This is a genomic window from Paenarthrobacter sp. NPDC089307, assembly GCF_040685055.1.
Taxonomy (GTDB): Bacteria; Actinomycetota; Actinomycetes; order Actinomycetales; family Micrococcaceae; genus Arthrobacter.
This window is the reverse complement of sequence record NZ_JBFBHE010000001.1, coordinates 793,242-814,262: the sequence shown is the minus strand read 5'-3', so window position 1 is coordinate 814,262 and position 21,021 is coordinate 793,242. Positions and strand designations below refer to the sequence as shown.

The 21,021-nt window shown below is 62.6% G+C and carries 15 protein-coding genes and 1 riboswitch; of the genes, 11 read left to right on the top strand and 4 right to left on the bottom strand.

The annotated features are described in order from the left end of the window. Positions 1 to 93 precede the first annotated feature (93 nt). On the top strand, positions 94 to 1,383 hold the full coding sequence (gene clpX / locus AB0N72_RS03705; protein ID WP_363931716.1) for an ATP-dependent Clp protease ATP-binding subunit ClpX: 1,290 nt from the start codon (positions 94 to 96) through the stop codon (positions 1,381 to 1,383). Positions 1,384 to 1,464: 81 nt separating this feature from the next. Further along, on the top strand, positions 1,465 to 2,109 hold the full coding sequence (locus AB0N72_RS03700) for a DsbA family protein (RefSeq protein WP_363931717.1): 645 nt from the start codon (positions 1,465 to 1,467) through the stop codon (positions 2,107 to 2,109). A 46-nt stretch (positions 2,110 to 2,155) separates the two neighbouring features. Here AB0N72_RS03700 and AB0N72_RS03695 read toward each other — a convergent pair whose 3' ends face one another. After that, positions 2,156 to 3,031, bottom strand: a complete 876-nt coding sequence (locus AB0N72_RS03695; RefSeq protein WP_363931718.1) for a DNA-formamidopyrimidine glycosylase family protein — start codon at positions 3,029 to 3,031, stop codon at positions 2,156 to 2,158. A 337-nt stretch (positions 3,032 to 3,368) separates the two neighbouring features. After that, a complete protein-coding gene (valS, locus tag AB0N72_RS03690) occupies positions 3,369 to 5,990 on the bottom strand; it encodes a valine--tRNA ligase (protein WP_363931719.1) in 2,622 nt (873 codons plus the stop codon). A 72-nt stretch (positions 5,991 to 6,062) separates the two neighbouring features. Here valS and AB0N72_RS03685 point away from each other — a divergent pair, with 72 nt between their 5' ends. Then, positions 6,063 to 6,842 carry an SDR family oxidoreductase gene (locus tag AB0N72_RS03685; RefSeq protein WP_363931720.1) on the top strand — a complete coding sequence of 260 codons (780 nt, stop codon included), beginning with the start codon at positions 6,063 to 6,065 and terminating at the stop codon, positions 6,840 to 6,842. Here AB0N72_RS03685 and AB0N72_RS03680 read toward each other — a convergent pair. Then, on the bottom strand, positions 6,839 to 7,873 hold the full coding sequence (locus AB0N72_RS03680) for an endonuclease/exonuclease/phosphatase family protein (RefSeq protein ID WP_363931722.1): 1,035 nt from the start codon (positions 7,871 to 7,873) through the stop codon (positions 6,839 to 6,841). The genes AB0N72_RS03685 and AB0N72_RS03680 overlap by 4 nt on opposite strands. A gap of 330 nt (positions 7,874 to 8,203) precedes the next feature. Between AB0N72_RS03680 and ileS the strand changes: the two genes are divergently transcribed. From ileS to ndk, 4 genes are read left to right on the top strand one after another with little or no spacing between them, the layout of a single operon-like run. After that, positions 8,204 to 11,503, top strand: a complete 3,300-nt coding sequence (gene ileS, locus AB0N72_RS03675; protein WP_363931723.1) for an isoleucine--tRNA ligase — start codon at positions 8,204 to 8,206, stop codon at positions 11,501 to 11,503. A gap of 3 nt (positions 11,504 to 11,506) precedes the next feature. Further along, positions 11,507 to 12,868 carry a folylpolyglutamate synthase/dihydrofolate synthase family protein gene (locus AB0N72_RS03670; RefSeq protein ID WP_363931724.1) on the top strand — a complete coding sequence of 454 codons (1,362 nt, stop codon included), beginning with the start codon at positions 11,507 to 11,509 and terminating at the stop codon, positions 12,866 to 12,868. Position 12,869: 1 nt separating this feature from the next. Next, entirely contained in the window at positions 12,870 to 13,322 is a 453-nt protein-coding gene (locus AB0N72_RS03665; RefSeq protein ID WP_363931725.1) for a DUF4233 domain-containing protein, read from the top strand. Between the two features lie 42 nt (positions 13,323 to 13,364). Beyond that, positions 13,365 to 13,784: a nucleoside-diphosphate kinase gene (gene ndk / locus AB0N72_RS03660; protein WP_363931726.1), complete on the top strand. Its 420-nt coding sequence runs from the start codon at positions 13,365 to 13,367 to the stop codon at positions 13,782 to 13,784. A 96-nt stretch (positions 13,785 to 13,880) separates the two neighbouring features. Here ndk and AB0N72_RS03655 read toward each other — a convergent pair whose 3' ends face one another. Next, entirely contained in the window at positions 13,881 to 14,549 is a 669-nt protein-coding gene (locus tag AB0N72_RS03655; RefSeq protein WP_363931727.1) for a vitamin K epoxide reductase family protein, read from the bottom strand. 469 nt (positions 14,550 to 15,018) lie between these two features. On the opposite strand from AB0N72_RS03655, the gene AB0N72_RS03650 reads away from it, so the two are divergent. The 4 genes from AB0N72_RS03650 to rpmA all read left to right on the top strand — a co-directional run bounded on the left by AB0N72_RS03650 (position 15,019) and on the right by rpmA (position 20,932). Further along, positions 15,019 to 18,225, top strand: coding sequence for an Rne/Rng family ribonuclease (locus AB0N72_RS03650; RefSeq protein WP_363931728.1), 3,207 nt, complete (start codon positions 15,019 to 15,021; stop codon positions 18,223 to 18,225). An 88-nt stretch (positions 18,226 to 18,313) separates the two neighbouring features. Then, positions 18,314 to 18,412: riboswitch (TPP riboswitch) on the top strand. Beyond that, positions 18,403 to 19,920 (top strand): bifunctional hydroxymethylpyrimidine kinase/phosphomethylpyrimidine kinase, encoded by a 1,518-nt coding sequence (gene thiD, locus AB0N72_RS03645; protein ID WP_363931730.1) that lies wholly within the window; start codon positions 18,403 to 18,405, stop codon positions 19,918 to 19,920. (Overlaps the previous riboswitch by 10 nt.) A 377-nt stretch (positions 19,921 to 20,297) precedes the next feature. Beyond that, positions 20,298 to 20,606, top strand: a complete 309-nt coding sequence (gene rplU, locus AB0N72_RS03640; protein WP_024816904.1) for a 50S ribosomal protein L21 — start codon at positions 20,298 to 20,300, stop codon at positions 20,604 to 20,606. Positions 20,607 to 20,668: 62 nt separating this feature from the next. Next, on the top strand, positions 20,669 to 20,932 hold the full coding sequence (rpmA, locus tag AB0N72_RS03635; RefSeq protein ID WP_003803426.1) for a 50S ribosomal protein L27: 264 nt from the start codon (positions 20,669 to 20,671) through the stop codon (positions 20,930 to 20,932). The last annotated feature ends 89 nt before the right edge of the window (positions 20,933 to 21,021 follow it).

Below are 21,021 nucleotides of genomic sequence, written 5' to 3'. Positions count from 1 at the left end.
GGATGGTGTCACGGTGGTGCCAACCGCGGCTTGGCCGCACACTTGAGTACGGCGCGGAGCCGCATCACCCGCATGCAACGAAGGGATTCCCACATGGCTCGGATTGGTGAGAGCACGGATCTGCTGAAGTGTTCTTTCTGCGGAAAGAGCCAAAAGCAGGTGCGGAAGCTGATTGCCGGGCCCGGTGTGTACATCTGTGACGAATGCATCGAGCTGTGCAACGAAATCATTGAAGAAGAGCTTGCTGAGGTCTCCGATCTCGGTAGCTTCGAGTTGCCCAAGCCCCGTGAGATCTTCGATTTCCTGCAGGAATACGTCATTGGCCAGGAACCCGCCAAAAGGTCCCTCGCGGTAGCGGTGTACAACCACTACAAGCGAATCCAGGCCGGACACGCACCGAAGACAGGCAGCCTGGGCGAGGGTTCCCATCACGAGGATGTGGAGATCGCCAAGTCCAACATCCTCCTGATCGGCCCCACGGGTTGCGGCAAGACGTACTTGGCCCAAACCCTGGCGCGCCGCCTCAATGTACCTTTCGCCGTTGCGGACGCGACGGCCCTGACTGAAGCCGGCTACGTCGGCGAAGACGTCGAGAACATCCTGCTCAAGCTCATCCAGGCCGCTGACTACGACGTAAAAAAGGCCGAGCAGGGCATCATCTACATCGACGAGATCGACAAGATCTCGCGCAAGAGCGAAAATCCCTCGATCACCCGTGATGTCTCCGGCGAGGGCGTCCAGCAGGCACTCCTGAAGATTCTTGAAGGCACTGTAGCTTCCGTCCCGCCCCAAGGTGGCCGGAAGCATCCGCACCAGGAGTTCATCCAGATCGACACCACCAATGTCCTCTTCATCGTGGCAGGCGCATTCGCCGGCCTGGAAGACATCATTGGCTCCCGGTCGGGACGTAAGGGCATCGGCTTCGGGGCTCCGCTCAACGAAGCCCGCGACACCGTTGATACCTATGGTGAAGTCATGCCGGAAGACTTGCTGAAATTCGGGCTTATCCCGGAGTTCATCGGCCGGCTCCCCGTCATCACCACCGTGTCCAGCCTTGACCGTCCCGCGCTGATCCAGATCCTGTCCACACCCAAGAACGCGCTGGTGAAGCAATACCAGAAGATGTTCCAGCTCGATGGCGTGGAGTTGCAGTTCGACCAGGACGCCCTGGACGCCATTGCGGACCAGGCCCTTGAGCGCGGCACCGGCGCCCGTGGCCTGCGGGCCATCATGGAGGAAGTACTCCTGCCGGTCATGTTCGATCTCCCCAGCCGTGACGACATCGCCACCGTCGTCATTACGGCGGATGCGGTGTCGAAGAAATCCCAGCCCACCATGATTGCCCATGACGTGGTGGCCAAGCGCCGGAATAAGTCCGCCTAAGCTGCCGTTGGCCTAAGAAGGAGCGGTTTTCCATAACGAGCCGCCTGAAAGCCACGATTCCACTCTCCCGAGGAGTTTCCTGTGTCCGAACAGCTTGTGACTGAAGTGACTGCGCCCGAAAACACCGTCAACACTGCAGATTTTTGGTTTGACCCCGTGTGCCCGTTCGCGTGGATTACCTCGCGCTGGATTGGCGAGGTCGAGCAGGTGCGCGGCATCGAGACCGACTGGCATGTGATGAGCCTTTCGGTCCTGAACGAGGACCGCGAACTTCCCGCCGACTACCGGGCGATGATGGATGATAGCTGGGGTCCGGTGCGTGTGATCATCGCCGCCCAGGAGTTGCACGGCAGCAGCTATGTCAAGCCCCTTTACGACGCCATGGGGGAGCAAATCCACCATGAGGGCAACAAGGACCGCGCCTCCGTGATCCGGAAAGCCCTGGCCGAGACAGGACTTCCAGCTGAGCTGGCACGTTTTGCTGAGTCGGACGAATATGACGCCCAGCTGCGCGCAAGCCATGAAGCCGGTATCTCGCTGGTGGGGCAGGACGTGGGGACCCCCGTGGTTGCCGTCAACGGCACCGCATTCTTCGGGCCGGTACTCACCCGTATTCCGCGCGGCGAGGAGGCAGGGAAGATCTGGGACGCGACCGTAACTTTGGCCGGCTACCCGCACTTCTTTGAACTCAAGCGCAGCCGCACTGAGAGTCCTGAATTCAACTAGCCTGAATTCAACCAGCCTGATTTCGGCCGGGCAGGAACGTACAGCGTTACTTCAGGAAGCGTGACGTCCGCCGGTCGGCCAGGATCTTCCCGTTCGTCTGGCAGTGCGGGCAGTATTGGAGGGAGGTGTCCGCGAAGGACACCTCCCTTACTGTTTCTCCGCACACGGGGCACGGAAGGCCCGTCCTGGCATGGACCCGAAAGTTGCTGCGTTTGGTGTCCTTTAGCTCGCTGGAGGGTTTTCCGGCGGCTGCGTTGACGGCACCAACCAGGATTTCCTGCATTGAGTCATACAGCCGTGCAACCGTTTCATGGTCCAGCGATTTGGCAATGGCAAAGGGGGAGATCTTGGCCGCGTGCAGGATCTCGTCGCTGTAGGCGTTCCCGATTCCGGCAATCACGCTTTGGCTGCGCAAAAGGCCCTTGATCTGCTGGGGGCTGGACTTCAGGATCGCGGCGAACGCGGGCTCATCGAAGTCCGGGCTCAGTGGCTCCGGGCCCAGTGTCGCGATGCCTGGAACGTCCTGTGGGTCGCGGACCACGTAGATGGCCAGGCTTTTCTTTGTTCCGGCCTCGGTGAGGTCCACCCCGATGTGGGCGTCGTCGCTGGGGCGATGGAACAGGAGCCTCGCCGAGATGTTGCTCTTGCCCATCCGCAAACCGGCCGAGGACGGGTGCTCCGTATATCGAACCCAGCCTGCCTTGGCCAGGTGGAAGACGAAGAAGAGGCCATCAAGGTTCAGGCAAACGAACTTTCCGATCCGCTGAGCTCCCTGCACTGTCCTGCCCTCCAGCGCGCTGTAGGGCGGATCGGCAGTCTTGAGGGCAGAGAAGGAGTTGATGCGGACTTCGGTCAGCGTGGCTCCATGGAGTTGCGTGTCCAGGTACATGCACAGGCCGTGCACTTCGGGGAGTTCCGGCATGGTCATTACTTTGCCATACGTGGTTCCGGATAGGCACGATAACTACAGGTTTGTAGTTATCGCAGAGCCCTTGTGCACGGGCGTGGACGGGACAACAATGGTTCTTACCCACTTCGAAAGAAGAGGGACACGGAAACCAAAGATTCAGTGATATGCGACCAACGCAGCCTTTGGCACAGTTGGAAGCGAGCTACCTGTGACGAGGTAGGAAGACCTGAAATTCCAAGGATTCCGCCAGACTGTCAAGTCGTCACCAGACAGCCGAAAAGTCGAAGCCCCACCAACGGCAAAACGCTGATGGGGCTTCCCCTTTGCCCAAAAACGGGCTTGACCTGAATCAGGACGCTGGCGTCTCCTCGGCAGGCGCCAGGACGACATCGCTGACGGTCAGTTCACCTTCGCCGGATTGCAGGGTGATTTCCTGCGCGTTGGCGGCTGCCTTCAAGTCGCCCAGGCCGGCCTTCAGCTGCGAAACCAGGACCTCGGAGGCAGTGATGGACGCTGAGAGAACCTCGGTGCGCTGCTTGACCTTGGCCTCGGACTTTGCCTTCCGGATGCCGCTCAAGGCGATCCCGACCGTGCCAAGCATGGTGGTATCGCCGTCGGTGATTTCCAGGGCCGCAGGCCATTGCGCGCGGTGGACCGAACCTGCACGCCACCAACCCCAAACTTCTTCGGTGGCGAAGGGGAGGAACGGGGCGAACAGGCGGAGCAAGGAGTCCAGGGTTGTTGCCAGCGCGGCCAGGACGGATGCCTGCTCGGACTCTCCGGCTGCACCATAGGCGCGGTCCTTGATGAGTTCGACGTAGTCGTCAGTGAACTGCCAGAAGAACGATTCCGTGATCTGCAGCGCACGGGCGTAATCATAGTTGTCGAACGCCTTGGTGGACTGGGCCACGACGTCGGACAGCTGGGCCAGCAGCGCACGGTCCAGTGGGTTGGTCAGTACCGAGAGGTCCGTGGTCACCACGGAGTTCTCGGTGGCACCCAGGTTCAGCACGAACTTGGAAGCGTTCAACAGCTTGATGGCCAGGCGCCGGCCGATCTTCATCTGTGCGATCTCGTATGCGGTATCCGCGCCGAGTTTCGCCGAAGCGGCCCAGTAACGCACGGCATCTGAACCGTACTCGTTCAGGACATCCGTGGGGACAACGACGTTGCCCTTGGACTTGGACATCTTCTTGCGGTCCGGGTCAAGGATCCACCCGGAGATGGCTGCGTGCTTCCACGGTGCACTGTTCTGCAGCGCATCTGCGCGGACCGCCGAAGAGAACAGCCAGGTGCGGATGATGTCGTGGCCTTGGGGCCGGAGGTCGAAGGGGTAGACCTTGGAGAAGAGTTCTTCGTCCCGGCTCCATCCGCCAACGATCTGGGGGGTCAACGATGACGTTGCCCAGGTGTCCAGGACGTCCGCATCTCCGGTAAAGCCATTGGCCTGGTCACGCTGTGATTCCTCGAAACCGGGGGCGGCGTCGGCTGCCGGGTCAACGGGCAGCATGTCGTCCGAGGGCAGGATGGGGTTGTCATAGTCCGGGTTGCCCTGGGCGTCCAGCGGATACCAGACGGGGATGGGCACGCCGAAGAAGCGCTGGCGGGAAACGAGCCAGTCGCCGTTGAGGCCGGCGATCCAGTTCTCATACCGGGAGCGCATGAAGGAGGGGTGGAAATTGATTTCCTGCCCGCGGCCAATCAGGCGCTGGCGGCGTTCCTCGTCACGGCCACCGTTGCGGATGTACCACTGGCGCGACGTGACAACCTCAAGGGGCTTGTCGCCCTTCTCGAAGAAGTTCACCGGGTGGCTGATCTTCTTGGGTTCGCCATCAAGCAGGTCCGCGGCCTTCAGCAGCTCAACCACGGCTTCCTTGGCGGAGAAAGCCGTCTTGCCGGCGATGGCAGCGTAGGCTTCCTTGCCGGCGTCAGTAGTGATCCAGTCCGGAGTCTCGGCAATGATGCGGCCGTCGCGGCCCATGATGGCGCGCGTGGGCAGCTGCAGTTCGCGCCACCAGGTGACGTCCGTCAGGTCACCGAAAGTACAGACCATGGCGATGCCGGAGCCTTTGTCCGCCTTGGCCAGCGGGTGGGCCTTGACCTCGACCTCGACGTCGAACAACGGGGACTTGACGGTCTTGCCGAACAGCGGCTGGTACCGCTCGTCGTCGGGATTTGCCACCAATGCGGCACAGGCAGCAAGAAGCTCCGGACGCGTGGTCTCGATGAAGATCTTTTCGCCGTCTTCGGTGAAGAACGGGTAGCGGTAGTAGGCGCCCGGGACTTCACGGTCCTCAAGTTCGGCCTGCGCCACAGCGGTGCGGAACGTGACATCCCACAGCGTGGGTGCCTCGGCCATGTAGGCGTCGCCTGCAGCCAGGTTGGCCAGGAAAGCGCGCTGGGAGACCGCACGGGATGTGTCGTCAATGGTGCGGTAGGTGAGGTCCCAGTCCACGGACAAGCCAAGGGTCTGGAACAGGTTTTCGAAGACCTTCTCGTCCTCAACCGCGAGTTCCTCGCACAGTTCGATGAAGTTCTGGCGCGAAACGACGTCGAAATCGCGCTGGTTCTTGGCCGGCTGGGCCGGGGGAGTGTAGTCAGCCTTGTACGGGATGGCGGGATCGCAACGCACACCGTAGTAGTTCTGCACGCGGCGCTCGGTGGGGAGGCCGTTGTCGTCCCAACCCATGGGGTAGAAGACGTTCTTGCCCGTCATGCGCATGTAGCGGGCCTGGACGTCAGTCTGGGTGAAGGAGAACATGTGGCCCACGTGGAGCGAGCCGGAAGCCGTGGGAGGGGGAGTGTCGATCGAGTAGACCTGCTCCCGGGTGGTGTCCGGATTGAACTTATAGGTCCCTTCCTCAAGCCAACGCCGCGTCAAGGCAGCTTCAAGGCCTTCAAGGGCCGGCTTGTCGGGGACATTAATGGGGGCGGTGGCGGGCGTGTCTGTACCCTGCGTTGATTCAGCCATGGACCAATTGTTTCATGGCCCGGCGTTACAACCCGCCGCCGGCTGCTCCCGCATGCCGGATATGGTGGTGGCATGACTTTGGCAGCGCACAACACCCCCGCAGTTCAAGACAAGACGGCCGTAGTGACCGGTGCCAGCACCGGCATCGGTGAGGCCACCGTGAGGGCCCTGGTGTCCACCGGATGGAAAGTCTTTGCAGTCGCCCGCCGGGCGGACAGGCTCGGCGCCCTCGGTGCCGAAACCGGCGCCGTGCCGTTCCCGGCAGATATCACCAACGACGACGACGTTGCGGCATTGCTCGCGGCCGTCACCAAAGCAGGTGGTGCTGACACGCTCATCAACATCGCCGGAGGCGCAAGGGGCGCCGATACCGTTGCCAACGCGGACACCGAAGACTGGGAGTGGATGTACCAGGTGAACGTACTGGGCACCATGAAAATCACCCGGGCATTCCTCCCGATGCTCCGTGGGAACGGCGAGGGAACTGTCCTCAACCTGACGTCCACTGCCGGGCTTTCGGCCTATGAAGGCGGCGGAGGCTACAACGCCGCCAAGTTCGCCCAGCACGCCATGACCAATGCCCTGCGGCTTGAAGAAGTGGGAAACAACGTCCGTGTCATCGAGGTCGCTCCCGGCCTGGTGTACACAGAAGAGTTCGCCCTCAACCGGCTCGGCGACAAAGAAGCGGCCGCGAAGGTCTATGCCGGGGTAGAGAAGCCGTTGACCGCCGACGACGTGGCGGACGTCGTCAAGTACGCGGTCTCACTGCCGCACCACATCAACCTGGACCAGATCGTCGTGCGTCCCGTGGCCCAGGCGGCCAACCACAAGCTGATCCGCAAACAGGATTAGCCCGCAGGAACACTCAAGGTTGCCAGTATGGCTGCATGGTCTGAACCAGGAACTTTTTGGACCATGTAGCCGCTGCTTCCAATACGCGGCGAGGTCACTATGTGGTCCAGGACGGTCCCGGGCAGCGCTGGTCCTTCCATGGGCCATGTGGGGGAGGTCCGCCCGGCCGTGGCCGTTCCGACGTCCACCAACTTGGTAGCGTCCGGACCGGAGTCAAGCATCGCCCGGAACTCATGGTGGTCATAAGAGGAATTGAAGTCGCCCATCAGCAGTTGGCTCCCGGCGCTTGAGGCCTGGCGTCCGATCTTGACCAGATCGCTTCGCCACTGCTCGATCCTCTCGTCCACCGGCGGCAACGCATGGACGTTCGTCAGGTCCAATGCGGACCTGTTCCCTGTCTGTGCATCTGTTACCAGGACCCTTGTTACGGCCATGTGGAACGGAGTGTCCGGAAGGAGCCCATCAGGCTCAAGTGCGAAGGTCGAGTACACAGCACCACCGCCAGCGTCGTCACGGGGCTCGCTCACGCGGTGCGGGAGGAGATCCTCCAAGCCCCCAGCCCGGAGCCTGTCCTCCAACGCTTTCGTGTGCTCCTGCAGCGTCAGGAGCTGGACGCCGTTCTCCCGGACCAGTTTCACAATGGTCGCGGCATCGGCCTCCCCATATTCGGAGTTCAGGCTCATGACCTTCACCGACACCGTGGGCGTCCCCGCGGGCAGCTCCGTTGGCTTCCCGGCATCCAGCGGAAACAGCCAGAACAACTGGCCGGCCAGCAGGGCCGCCGTCGTGATGATGGCCAAAAGCCGACGTCCCACCACGGCCAGTATCAATGCAATGGCTGCAGGGATGACGAGCCACGGCATGAACGACAACAGCTGAACCACGGGCAAGGGCCACTGGGCAGGAACCGCGCGGAAGATCGAAATCCCTGCAGTTGGCAGCGCGAAGAGCAGCGCGAACACAGTCCATGCAAGGGAAGGCCGGCGTTTTGCCTGGATGGCGGCCGGCGTGGCAGGAGCGGGGTTGGACATGGACCCGAGTCTATGCAGCCCTGCCGTCGCGGACCGTCCTCCTCAAGGATGACTCTGTGAGTGGAGCAGGACGCACGGCTGCCGTTAGACTAAAGAGACCAGCGTTGACCCGGCCATCACCGGTGAGCTTCCGGAAGAACAGCAGCGAACGCCCGCAACGGCGGATGGTGCCCAGTAGAACCGGACGGGTAAGCCCGTCACAGCAGTAATGAGAGGCCGGAACATCGCGTTCCGGTAAGTGAGGTGGTACCGCGGTACCTGCGCAGCCGACAGGCAGCACAGACGCCGTCCTCGCATCCTGACAGTCAACCAGCTATCACAGGATATGAGATGACCCACTACCCCAAGGCCTCAGCGTCTTCGTCCGGCGCGCATGGCGTGTCCGCCTCCGTGAAGTTCCCGGAAATCGAAGAGCGCATCCTCAAATACTGGGATGAAGACGGCACCTTCCAAGCCAGCATCGACCAGCGCGATGCAGGCAAAGATGGCAGCAACGAATTCGTCTTCTACGACGGCCCTCCCTTCGCCAACGGACTGCCGCACTACGGCCACCTGCTGACCGGCTACGCCAAGGACCTCGTAGGGCGCTACCAGACCCAACGGGGCAAGCGCGTTGAACGCCGCTTCGGCTGGGACACGCACGGCCTGCCGGCGGAGCTCGAAGCCATGAAGCAACTCGGCATGACGGACAAAACACAGATCGAAGCCATGGGCATCGACAAGTTCAACGACGCCTGCCGTGCCTCCGTGATGAAGTACGCCAACGAATGGAAGGCCTACGTCACCCGCCAGGCACGCTGGGTGGACTTCGACAACGACTACAAGACACTCAACGTCGAGTACATGGAATCGGTCCTCTGGGCCTTCAAGCAGTTGCACGAAAAGGGCCTGACCTACAACGGCTACCGCGTCCTCCCGTACTGCTGGAAGGACGAGACACCACTGTCCAACCACGAACTGCGCATGGACGACGACGTCTACAAGAACCGCCAGGACCAAACCGTCACGGTGACCTTCCCCATCAAAGCCGGGGACTCCGAGCTCTCCAAGGAACTCGAAGGCGTCCAGGCGCTTGCCTGGACCACCACTCCGTGGACCCTGCCCACCAACGCTGCGCTCGCCGTCGGGCCCGGCATCACTTACGCCGTCCTGCCCGCAGGACCCAACGGCGTCAAGGCCGCTTCTGCGGAAGCTCCCGTGACGGGCAGCTTCCTGCTGGCGGCAGACCTCCTGGGTTCCTACGCCAAGGACCTGGGGTACGACGACGCCGCTGCCGCAACCGCCGCCGTCGTCTCCACCTTCACGGGCGCCGAGCTGGCAGGCCTTGAGTACCAGCCGCTGTGGGACGACTTCGCCGATGCCGAGAAGTACGGGACGCAGAACGCCTGGCGTTTCCTGGTTGCCGACTACGTGACCACCACCGACGGTACGGGCATCGTCCACCAGGCCCCGGCCTACGGTGAAGACGACCAGAAAGTCTGTGAAGAGGCCGGTATCCCGGTGGTCCTCTCCGTGGATGAAGGCGCAAAATTCCTTCCGCTGTTCGCCCATGGCCGGCTCGCGGACATCGTTGGCCTGCAGGTCTTCGAAGCCAACAAGCCCATCACCCAGGTCCTGCGCGCCGATGGCCGCCTGGTCCGCCAGGCCAGCTACGAGCACAGCTATCCGCACTGCTGGCGCTGCCGCAACCCCCTGATCTACCGTGCCGTCTCCTCTTGGTATGTAGAAGTCACCAAGTTCAAGGACCGCATGTCCGAGCTGAACCAGGAGATCAACTGGATCCCCGGGAACGTCAAGGACGGCCAGTTCGGCAAGTGGCTGGACAACGCCCGCGACTGGTCCATCAGCCGCAACCGCTACTGGGGCTCACCCATCCCGGTGTGGCAGTCCGATGACCCCGAGTACCCGCGTACCGACGTCTACGGTTCACTGGCCGACATCGAGGCCGATTTCGGGCGCTTGCCCGTCAACAACGAGGGACAGGTTGACCTGCACCGCCCGTTCATTGACGAGCTGACCCGCCCCAACCCGGACGATCCCCGTTCTCCGGAAGAAGGGCAGTCCACCATGCGCCGCGTGGAGGACGTCCTTGACGTCTGGTTCGATTCCGGGTCCATGCCGTACGGGCAGGTGCACTATCCGTTCCAAAACCAGGAATGGTTCGACACCCACAACCCTGCGGACTTCATCGTGGAGTACATCGGCCAAACGCGTGGCTGGTTCTACATGCTCCACATCCTGTCAACGGCGCTGTTCGACCGCCCGGCGTTCCGCAATGTCATCAGCCATGGCATCGTGCTGGGCTCCGACGGCCAAAAGATGTCCAAGAGCCTGCGCAACTACCCGGACGTCTCCGAAGTCCTGGACCGCGACGGCTCGGACGCCATGCGCTGGTTCCTCATGTCCAGCCCGATCCTCCGCGGCGGAAACCTGATCGTCACCGAGCAGGGCATCCGCGACGGCGTACGCCAGGTCATCCTCCCGCTGTGGAACGTGTACAGCTTCTTCACGCTGTACACCAATGCCGCCAACAGTGGCGCCGGCTACGAGGCAAAGCTGCGTTACGACGGCTACACCGACACCTTGGACCAATACCTGATGGCCAACACCGGCGATCTCGTGCACAAGGTCACCGTGAGCCTGGACAGCTATGACATCTCCGGTGCCTGCGATGAACTGCGCAGCTACCTGGACATGCTCACCAACTGGTACGTGCGCCGTAGCCGGCAGCGGTTCTTCGACGAGAACGTTGATGCCTTTGACGCCCTCTACACCGCCTTGGAAGCAGTGTGCCGCGTGTCGGCGTCGTTGCTCCCGTTGGTGACCGAAGAGATCTGGCGCGGATTGACCGGCGGCCGTTCCGTGCACCTTGCCGATTGGCCGGAGGCATCGCTGTTCCCGTCCAACCCGGAGCTTGTGGAAGCCATGGACCGCGTCCAGCAGATCTGCTCCACGGGTTCTAGCCTCCGCAAGGCTGCGAACCTGCGTGTGCGCCTGCCGCTGCAGGAACTGACCGTGGTGGCACCCGGTGCGGACGCGCTGGAAGGCTTTGCCGCCGTCGTCGCCGATGAATTGAACCTGCGTTCTGTACGGTTGCTGGACGCCGCCACCGCCTCGCCCGAGGAATTCGGCATCGAGCAGAAGCTCGTGGTCAACGCCAGGGCCGCAGGTCCTCGCCTCGGCAAGAACGTGCAGCAGGCCATCAAGGGCTCCAAGTCCGGCGATTGGTCTGTCAACGACGCCGGCGTCGTCGTGGCTGGTGGTTTGGAGCTCGAGCCCCAGGAATACACGCTGGAGACAGTGGTTTCCGATTCGGTCGACGGCGGTTCGGCGTCTGTCGCGGTGCTGCCCGGCGGCGGCTTCGTGGTCTTGAACACCGAAGTCACGCCCGAGCTGGCCGCAGAAGGCCTTGCCCGCGACATGGTCCGCGCCATCCAGCAGGCGCGCAAGGACGCCGGACTCAACGTCAGTGACCGTATCCGGACCTCCGTAGCAGCTGCCCAGGATGTGGTGGACGCACTCGAAGCGAACGCGGAGCTCGTAAAGACCGAAACGTTGACCCTGGAACTGGAGGTTCTTTTGGCCAGCGTCGACGAACCGCAGGTGACAGTTGCAAAGGCAGGGGCTTGAGACATGACCGACGAATTTTCCGTTGAGAGCGTCTACGCCGAACTCCTTGGGCGTGCGCCGGAAAACAAAATGGAACCGCGGCTCGCTCCACTGTTCCGTGCCATGGACGTGCTGGGAGAGCCCAACAAGGCCTTCCCGATCATCCACATCACGGGCACGAACGGCAAGACCTCCACTGCCCGCATGATCGAGGCCGGCCTGCGTGCGCACGGACTGAGCACCGGGCGTTACACCAGCCCGCACCTGTCCAAGGTCACCGAACGGATCAGCATCGACGGCGAACCGGTGCCGGATGCGACGTTCGTGCGGATCTGGGACGAGATCCGTCCCTATCTGGAAATCGTGGACAACGAGCTCGTTGCGGATGACCAGCCGAAGCTGACGTACTTCGAGTGCTTGACCATCCTTGGCTTTGCCGTGTTCGCTGACCAGCCAGTGGATGTTGCGGTCATCGAGGTCGGGCTGGGCGGTATCACGGATGCCACCAACGTCGGCGACGGCCAGGTTTCCGTGATCACGCCTATATCGCTGGACCACACGGATCTGTTGGGCGACACTACCGAGGAGATCGCTTACGAGAAGGCCGGCATCATCAAGCCCGGTGGCTTCCTGGTCAGTGCAGCCCAGCCCGTGGACGCGGCCCAGGTCCTGCTGGAAAAGGCGCGGGAAGTTGACGTGCCGTTCCGCTTCGAGGGTGTCGAATTCGGCGTGGAATCCCGCAGCGTGGCTGTCGGTGGCCAGGTAGTAACCATCCAGGGACTCGCTGGTCGCTACGAGGACCTGTTGCTGCCGTTGCACGGTGCACACCAGGCTGAAAATGCTGCCGTTGCCGTGGCTGCGCTGGAGGCCTTCTTCGGCGGGGGAGAGAAAGAACTCGACGCCGACGTGCTGAAGGAAGCGTTCGGCGGGGTAACTTCTCCCGGGCGGCTGGAAGTGGTGCGCACCGCGCCCACCGTGGTGGTGGACGCGGCCCACAATCCGGACGGCATCCGGGTCACCGCAGAAGCGATCCAGGAAGCTTTCACCTTCAGCAAGCTCGTGGTTGTGGTCGGCGTGCTGCGGGAAAAGGATGCTGAAGAAATACTGAAGACCCTCAAGGAATCCCTCGGCGGACTCGCTGAGGAATTCTGCTTCACGCAGTCCAACTCCGCCCGCGCCGTTCCGGCAGCGGAACTGGCCGAACTCGCCGTCGACCTTGGCTTTGGCGAGGACAACGTCCACATCGCCGAGAAGCTGGACGATGCCATTGAGTGGGCTGTTGAGCGCGCTGAATCAAACGACGACCTCGCGGGCGGGGTCCTGGTAACCGGTTCCATCACAGTGGTTGCCGAGGCCAGGATCCTGCTGGGAAAGGCAAGTGCGTAGCATGGCAAAAATGACCAAAGCGCAGCGCGAATGGCGGCCCGGCATGCCCAAAAAGCGGCGCTCCACCAAGGTGATGTTTGCTTCCACGGTGCTCCTGCTCGAAGCTTTCGTGGCGTTTTTCGGAACCCTGGCCGTCTTTGGCCTGAAGCGCGGTGAAGTCGATCCGGGCATCATCCTGGGTGTGGGGATCGCCCTGAGCGTGGTCCTGGTTCTTGCCTGTGCCGTACTCTCCAAGCCGTGGGGCATCGCCTTGGGGTGGGTCCTGCAGTTGGTGCTCATCCTGACCGGCCTGGCCGAACCCATGATGTTCATCGTGGGCGTGCTGTTTGCGATCTGCTGGTGGTATGGCCTGCGCGCCGGCATGAGGATTGATCGCGAGGTGGCCCAGCGTGACCGTGAGCAAGCCGAATGGGACGCCGCGCACAGTGAAGAAGCCGGTCCGCAAACCCCGTAAACTGGCTGGGAAAACCACCAAACACATCACATTGGAGCAACTGTGAGCATTGAACGGACACTCGTCCTGGTCAAGCCCGACGGCGTCGCCCGCAACCTGGGCGGCAGCATCCTGGCCCGCATCGAAGCCAAGGGCTACACCTTGGCCGAGTTGAAGAAGGTCAACGCCACCCGCGAGCTGCTGGAGCAGCACTACGAGGAACACGTCGGCAAGCCCTTCTACGAGCCGCTGGTCGAGTTCATGCTGAGCGGACCTGTCATCGCCGCTGTTTTCGAGGGCCACCGCGTCATCGAAGGCTTCCGCTCGCTGGCCGGGACAACGGATCCGACGACGGCGGCGCCTGGCACCATCCGCGGCGACTTCGGCCGTGATTGGGGCTTGGCTGTCCAGCAGAACCTCGTTCACGGCTCGGACTCCGTTGAATCGGCGGAGCGCGAGATCAAGATCTGGTTCGCAAGCTAGCCTCGTCCACCGAGACGACAGTTTCACCGAGATGACAGTAAAGGCCAATGTTCACCACGAACATTGGCCTTTACTGTCATCTCGCGAAGGGTTCTGTCAGTAGCCCGACGTTCCGGCGAAGACGTGGATGAAGGCGAAGAAGATGGTTGCGATGACCGCCACGTACAGCAGCGCCACAATGATCCACCCGGAATCACCAAGCAACTTGGCCAGTGCCGGGGGTGCCTTGATGACCCCGTGGGAGATGTTGCGGATGGTAACCCACACGAAGAGCGGGATCATGACGGCCCACACCACCATGCAGAAGGGGCACAGCACATTGATCACGTAGAGGGCTTGCGACCACAACCAGACAACGAACGCAAAGCCCAATGTCACGCCAGCCTGCAGCCCGAGCCAGTAGCCACGCGAGAACCGGGCTCCTGCGAGCAGGCCCATGGCGGTGGTGATGATGATGGCGAAGGCAACGATGCCGATAAACATGTTGGGGAATCCAAACACGGAGCTTTGCGGGGTCTGCATCACAGCACCGCAGGAGATCCATGGATTCACATCGCAGACGGTCACGTGGTTGGGGTCCTTGAGAACCTCCAGTTTTTCCAGGACCAAGGCGCCGGAGGCCAACCAGCCGATGACCCCTGTGGCCAGCAGCAACCATGCGAACGGCTTGTCCCGCGCAGTCCTCGGCAATTTTTCCTCGTGTGTGGACGATTCCTCCGCTGTGGAGGCGTTCTTGGCCAGGTTTTCCCTGGCGGTGCTCGGCATCGCGGATCTGATCCTTTTCGACAGTGTGCCCGGCAGGCCGGGAAGGGCTCTTGGGAGGATTCTAACTCCGCAGGCTGGGCACCGCGCCCAGCTTGGCCTTGGCCGTGCGACACAGCACCCTTACAGGCGAACGCGCGCGGGTGTGAGAGAATAGACATGGCTGGAAGCCGACCCACATTCGGATTCCGGTCCGGTGACTTGTTCCCAAGACCGCCAGTATGAGCTGGGCATGCCCGGATCACGTCGATCCTCGGTAGGCCCGCCATGACAATGGACGGCACCTGGTTGTGGCAGCAGAACAACGGGTTTCAGAATCAAGGCACCGGCCTTCCAGGGCTGCCGCACCCCAATGATGGTGCGAACCGGAAGGCATACTACCGACTTCTGTCAACGCCTGCGGGTTTTGACAATATTTGCCCCACTGGGCGCCGGATGTGGCGGCGTCGCTGGGGCAGGAGTGTTGCCACATATGGATAATGACCAGGTTGTAGCCGTTAATGACGAGGCAGCTGACGCGGAAACTGCGGAGGCGCCCAAGAAAACCACCCGGACCCGGCGCAAGGCTGCGCCCAAGGCATCGGCCGATGTAGAGACGCCTGCTGCTGGGGAACCTGCTGCTGGCACGCCAGCTGTGGATGAAACACCGGAAGCCGCCACGAAGCCCGTACGCCGCACGCGGTCCCGCAAGAAGGTGGAACCGGCCGAGCCCCTCCCGGGTCTCGGCGAAGAAACCGCAGGCAGCCAGGAAGCCGCCGTCGAAGCCCTTCCCGACGCCGTCGCCGAAGCGGCCCCCGAAAAGCCGGTCCGCCGTCGTCGTGCTGCCAAACCCAAGGTTGACGCGGAAGAAGCCAAGCCGGCAGAAGTGAAGGCAGAAGAAGTGCCTGCGGCTGCCGAAGCAGTGGAAGAAACCACGACGCCGGACGCCGGCACCCAGCCCGCGGAGCCCGCCGCCGAGGAAGAGGCGCCCGCTGAGGACGCCGCACTTGCCGAAGAAGCAGCTCCCGCTGCGACATCCTTGTTCATGGAACCCGTTTCCATCACTTCCATGATCTTCCAGGCCCCGGACCTCACCACGGTCCCGCGCGTTGCGGCCGTGGAAGAGAAGGACGACGAGCCTGAAGATGATGCCGAAGCAGGCGCTGACGGTGAGCTGGATGAGGCCGGCAGTCGCCGCCGTCGCCGGAGCCGCGGACGCCGTGGGCGCCGCGGAACTGAGCGCGAAGAGAACGAGGCCGAAGACAGCAACGATTCCGGGGATGAAGAAGCCCCGGCAGCCGAAGCCCTCGAAGAAGGCGTAACCTCGCGCCGTCGTCGTCGTCGCCGCCGTGGGGACCAGGACCTTGAACTGACCGGCGGAACGGATGACGACCCGCCCAACACTGTGACCCGTGTGCGGGCTCCCCGGCCCATCACGGAAACTGCGCCGTCAAACCGCGTCGCCAGCGTCAAGGGCTCCACCAGGCTCGAAGCCAAGAAGCAGCGTCGTCGCGAGTCCCGTGAGACCGGACGCCGCCGCCAGGTGATCACCGAAGCCGAGTTCCTGGCACGCCGCGAGTCGGTTGACCGGCAGATGATCGTCCGCCAGCGCGACGACAGGATCCAGATCGGTGTCCTTGAGGACGGCGTGCTGGCCGAGCACTTTGTGTCCAAGACCCAGCAGGATTCCCTGATCGGCAACGTCTACCTGGGCAGGGTCCAGAACGTCCTGCCGTCCATGGAAGCTGCCTTTGTGGACATCGGGCGCGGCCGCAACGCCGTGCTGTACGCCGGTGAAGTCAACTGGGACGCGGTCAACCTTGAAGGGCAGCCCCGCCGGATCGAGAACGCGCTGAAGTCGGGCGATTCCGTCCTGGTCCAGGTCACCAAGGATCCCGTCGGCCACAAGGGCGCCCGCCTCACAAGCCAGATCTCGCTTCCGGGCCGCTACCTTGTCTATGTGCCCGGCGGCTCCATGACCGGCATCTCCCGCAAGTTGCCCGACGTCGAACGCAACCGCCTCAAGCGGATCCTGAAGGACCGCCTGCCGGAAAACGCCGGTGTCATTGTCCGCACGGCCGCCGAAGGTGCGTCGGAAGAGGAACTGACCCACGACATCAACCGCTTGCGCGCGCAGTGGGAAGGTATCGAAGGGCAGGCTTCCTCCACCAAGGTTCTTGCACCGGAACTGCTTTACGGCGAACCGGACCTCACCATCAAGGTTGTCCGCGATGTCTTCAACGAGGACTTCTCCAAGCTGATCGTCTCCGGTGACGACGCCTGGGACACCATCGAAGCCTACGTAACCTACGTTGCTCCCGATCTGGTGGGCCGCCTTGAGAAGTGGACCAAGGACCAGGACATCTTCGCCGCCTGGCGCATCGATGAGCAGATCCACAAGGCACTCGAACGCAAGGTCTTCCTGCCCTCCGGTGGTTCGTTGGTCATCGACCGTACCGAAGCCATGACCGTGGTGGACGTCAATACAGGCAAGTTCACCGGCAGTGGTGGAAACCTGGAAGAGACCGTCACCAAGAACAACCTTGAAGCTGCCGAGGAAGTAGTCCGTCAACTGCGCCTGCGTGATATCGGCGGCATCATTGTCATCGACTTCATCGACATGGTCCTCGAATCCAACCGCGACCTCGTTCTCCGCCGCATGGTGGAGTGCTTGGGCCGCGACCGTACCAAGCACCAGGTCGCCGAAGTGACGTCATTGGGCCTTGTCCAGATGACCCGCAAGCGCATGGGCACCGGCCTCCTTGAGGTCTTCGGCGAGCAGTGCGAGCACTGCGCAGGCCGCGGTGTCGTGACGCATGACGAGCCCGTGGAGCACCGGCGTGCCAACGTCGTGGCAGCCGAACAGCACCGGCCCCACGCCGAGGCCCAGCAGCCTACGGCCCGCACGGAGCGCAAGCGCCGCCGCGGCAAGGGCGGAGCCCAGGGAGCAGTCGAAGCGCCAGCCCAGGTACATACAGCACCGCCTGCCCCTGCAGCGCCGGCAGCTCACCCGGAAACCCAGGATCCCGCGCGCCAGGCAAAAGCTGAAGCAACAAGGGCGGCTTTGGCAACGATTGCCGCCGCGGCCCATGCTGCCCACCTGCACGACGACGAGATCCACAAGGCAGAAGAGCAGGCCCGGGCAGCCGGACAGCACGACGCCGGTACCGCGCCGGCGGCAGCCCCGGATGCCCTGCCGCACCAGGACACGGCGGCTCACGACGCCGCCATCCACGAAGCACGCTCCACTCCGGTGCTGCGTTTTGGCGGCGAAGAGGTGGCACTTCCGTTTGTGGAACACCACGACGAGCCCCAGGCAGCTGCGCCGGCCATGAGCCTGGATCGTTTGGCTGAAGCCTTCTCGCACCTTGGCGCCGCTCCGGCGGCCCAGGAGCGCGACGTTCCGGAAACGGCCTCGAACCCGGAAGCTGCCCAGGCTCCCAAGGCTGCTCCAGCATCTGCCGCCAAGGAAGAAGCCGACGTTCCTTCAGCGTCGCGTGGCCGGCGGGGGCGCCGGAACCGCAGCGCTAGCAGGGCCCAGGGTGCGGCCAACGAGACCATCGTTGAGCACCACAACGAGGCTGCCACGGCCTCAAGGGGTTCAGCCCACGAATCCAAGGCGCCGGTGGAGCCGGCCAGGAAAGCAGCATCGAACGAACCGATTATTCTGGGCGTCGGCGTTCCGGCTTCCGAACTCTAATCGTCCATAGCGGTTTCGAGGGCCCTGTAATATCCGCTCGCAGCGGGAATTGCAGGGCCCTTTGCCGTGCGCTGTTGCGTTAGGCTGGGGGACTGACACGGGGTGCCAGGCATTGGGCCAGGCTGAGATCCAAACCCGTTGAACCTGTCCGGTTAGCACCGGCGAAGGGATGTCCTCATGGCCGCATTGTCACATTCTTCCGTGTATCCGTTGGTGACGGACCGCAGGCAGACCCCACGAGTACTGAGCATCGCCGGCTCGGACCCTTCAGGGGGAGCCGGGATCCAGGCTGACCTGAAGAGCATCGCCGCCCATGGCGGATATGGCATGGCTGCCATAACTGCTTTGACGGCCCAGAACACCCAGGGTGTCAGCGCAGTGCACGTACCGCCGGTAGAGTTCCTGCGGCAACAGTTGGACGCGATCAGCAGCGACATTGCCATCGATGCCGTAAAGATCGGAATGCTTGGCGATGCTGAAGTGATCAGCGAGGTCCGCAGGTGGCTCCTCGAGGCGCGTCCCGCCGTCGTGGTCCTTGACCCGGTGATGGTGGCAACCAGCGGCGACCGCCTCCTGACGGAGTCCGCCGTGGAAGTATTGCGCTCGGTGCTGCCCTTGGCGGACCTCATTACTCCCAATCTTCCCGAGCTGGCCATCCTGCTGGGCGAGCCGGAGGCCGCCGACTGGGCGTCAGCACTGGACCAAGGCAAGCGACTGGCCGGCGAATGTGGGAACACGGTACTGGTGAAGGGAGGGCATCTCCCCGGCGCCGAATGCCCTGACGCGCTGATTAACACCAGCGGGTTGCTGCAACAGGACATCGTGGAGGTCGGGGGTCCCAGGATAGAGACCAGGAACAGCCATGGCACGGGGTGCTCGTTGTCGTCAGCGCTGGCCACTGTCCAAGCACGCACAGGTGACTGGGAGGCCTCGCTGCGCGAGGTAAAGCCATGGCTCCTTCAAGCCCTGCGGGATTCAGCAGCACTGGAAGTGGGCCAAGGCAACGGGCCTGTGGACCACTTCCACCACCACCGCGTCCTCAGGCCCGGCGCTTTCGCGGCCACCTTGTGGAATGAAGCCGGCCCGGAGCTCGGAAGAATCCACGAACTCAACTTCATCAAGGAGCTGCAGTCGGGGGAGCTGCCGGAACCTGCGTTCAGCTACTACCTTGCGCAGGACGCCATCTATTTGAATGGCTATTCCCGGGTGCTCGCCAGGGCCGGTGCCTTGGCGCCCACAGAGGAGGAGCAGCTCTTCTGGGCCAAGGGTTCACGCCAGTGCTTGGAGGTGGAATCGGAACTGCACCGGAACTGGTTGAGTACCCGTGAGGCATCGGGAGTCGCAGGCCCTGTCACCAAGTCCTATGTGGATCATCTGCTGGCCATCTCCGCCGCCGGCAGCTACGCAGTTGTCCTTGCGGCGATCTTGCCCTGCTATTGGCTGTATGCAGAGGTGGGCCAAAAGCTTCATGCCGCTTTCGTGGATGCCGGCGCCTCCGCAGGCCATCCCTACGCGGAGTGGCTTCGGACGTATGCCGACGAGGACTTTGCCGCCGCTACCCGGGCTGCGATCAACTTCACAGACGCGGCGGCGGTGGCAGCTTCTGAACGTGAGCGCGCCGATATGATCGAGGCCTTCAGGCAGTCCTGCGGCTACGAGACGGCGTTTTTCGACGCGCCCCGGCTGTATGCCTAACCCTTCCGGGCTCTTCAGGTGCGGGGCAAAAACCTGGCTCGCTCCGCGCGTCGCGGGCAGGATCGCGTTAATTGTGGCCAAACCCTGTAGGCTGTATGGGCACGGTGCCGGGAGAGTCCGTTACGACTCGTGATGCAAGTCACGTGGTAGCCTCCGGACCCGGCCTCATTTGCAGCCGAGGGTCAAACTAGCGTAATCTTGATCTTCGGTGCTTACGCCAACACTTGGGTTATGCCCCTTGGAATTGTTCATGGGATGACTCGCGGACTTCGAACAGAAGTCCACGGCGTTGAGGCACAGCGCGAACCACGCCTGATTCCGGTGACAGGTTCCGCACGCAAATTTAGTTATAAACGTCGAGAGAAGTGAGTACCCAAGTGGTGTACGCGATTGTCCGCGCAGGCGGCCGCCAAGAAAAAGTTTCCGTTGGAGACTACGTAACGCTTAACCGCGTCCCCGGTGGAGCCGGCAGCACGCTTGAGCTGCCCGCCTTGCTCCTGGTTGACGGCGAGAAGGTCACCTCCGCAGCTGCGGAACTGGCCAACGTCAAGGTCACGGCTGAGATCCTCGAAGACCTCCGTGGTCCGAAGATCGTCATCCAGAAGTTCAAGAACAAGACCGGCTACCGGAAGCGTCAGGGTCACCGTCAGGAACTGACCAAGATCAAGATCACCAGCATCGCGTAACTTTCGTTACCCGCTGTTCCGATTTTTCAGTTTCCCCAGAAATTTAGAGGCAGGCATTTCACATGGCACACAAAAAAGGCGCGAGCTCCACTCGCAACGGTCGTGACTCCAACGCACAGTACCTGGGCGTCAAGCGCTTCGGTGGTCAGGTAGTTTCTGCTGGCGAGATCATCGTCCGCCAGCGTGGCACCCACTTCCACCCCGGTGCAGGCGTCGGCCGCGGTGGCGACGACACCCTGTTCGCCCTGCAGGCCGGTGCGGTTGAGTTTGGTACTCGCCGCGGCCGTCGCGTAGTGAACATCGTTGCTGCTGCAGCTGCAGAGTAACAACAAGTTCTGAACCGGTGGAGCGGGCCAAACGGCCCGCTCCACCGTTCTTTTAACCGCATTACAATCGACTAGGGCGCCCCAGGCGC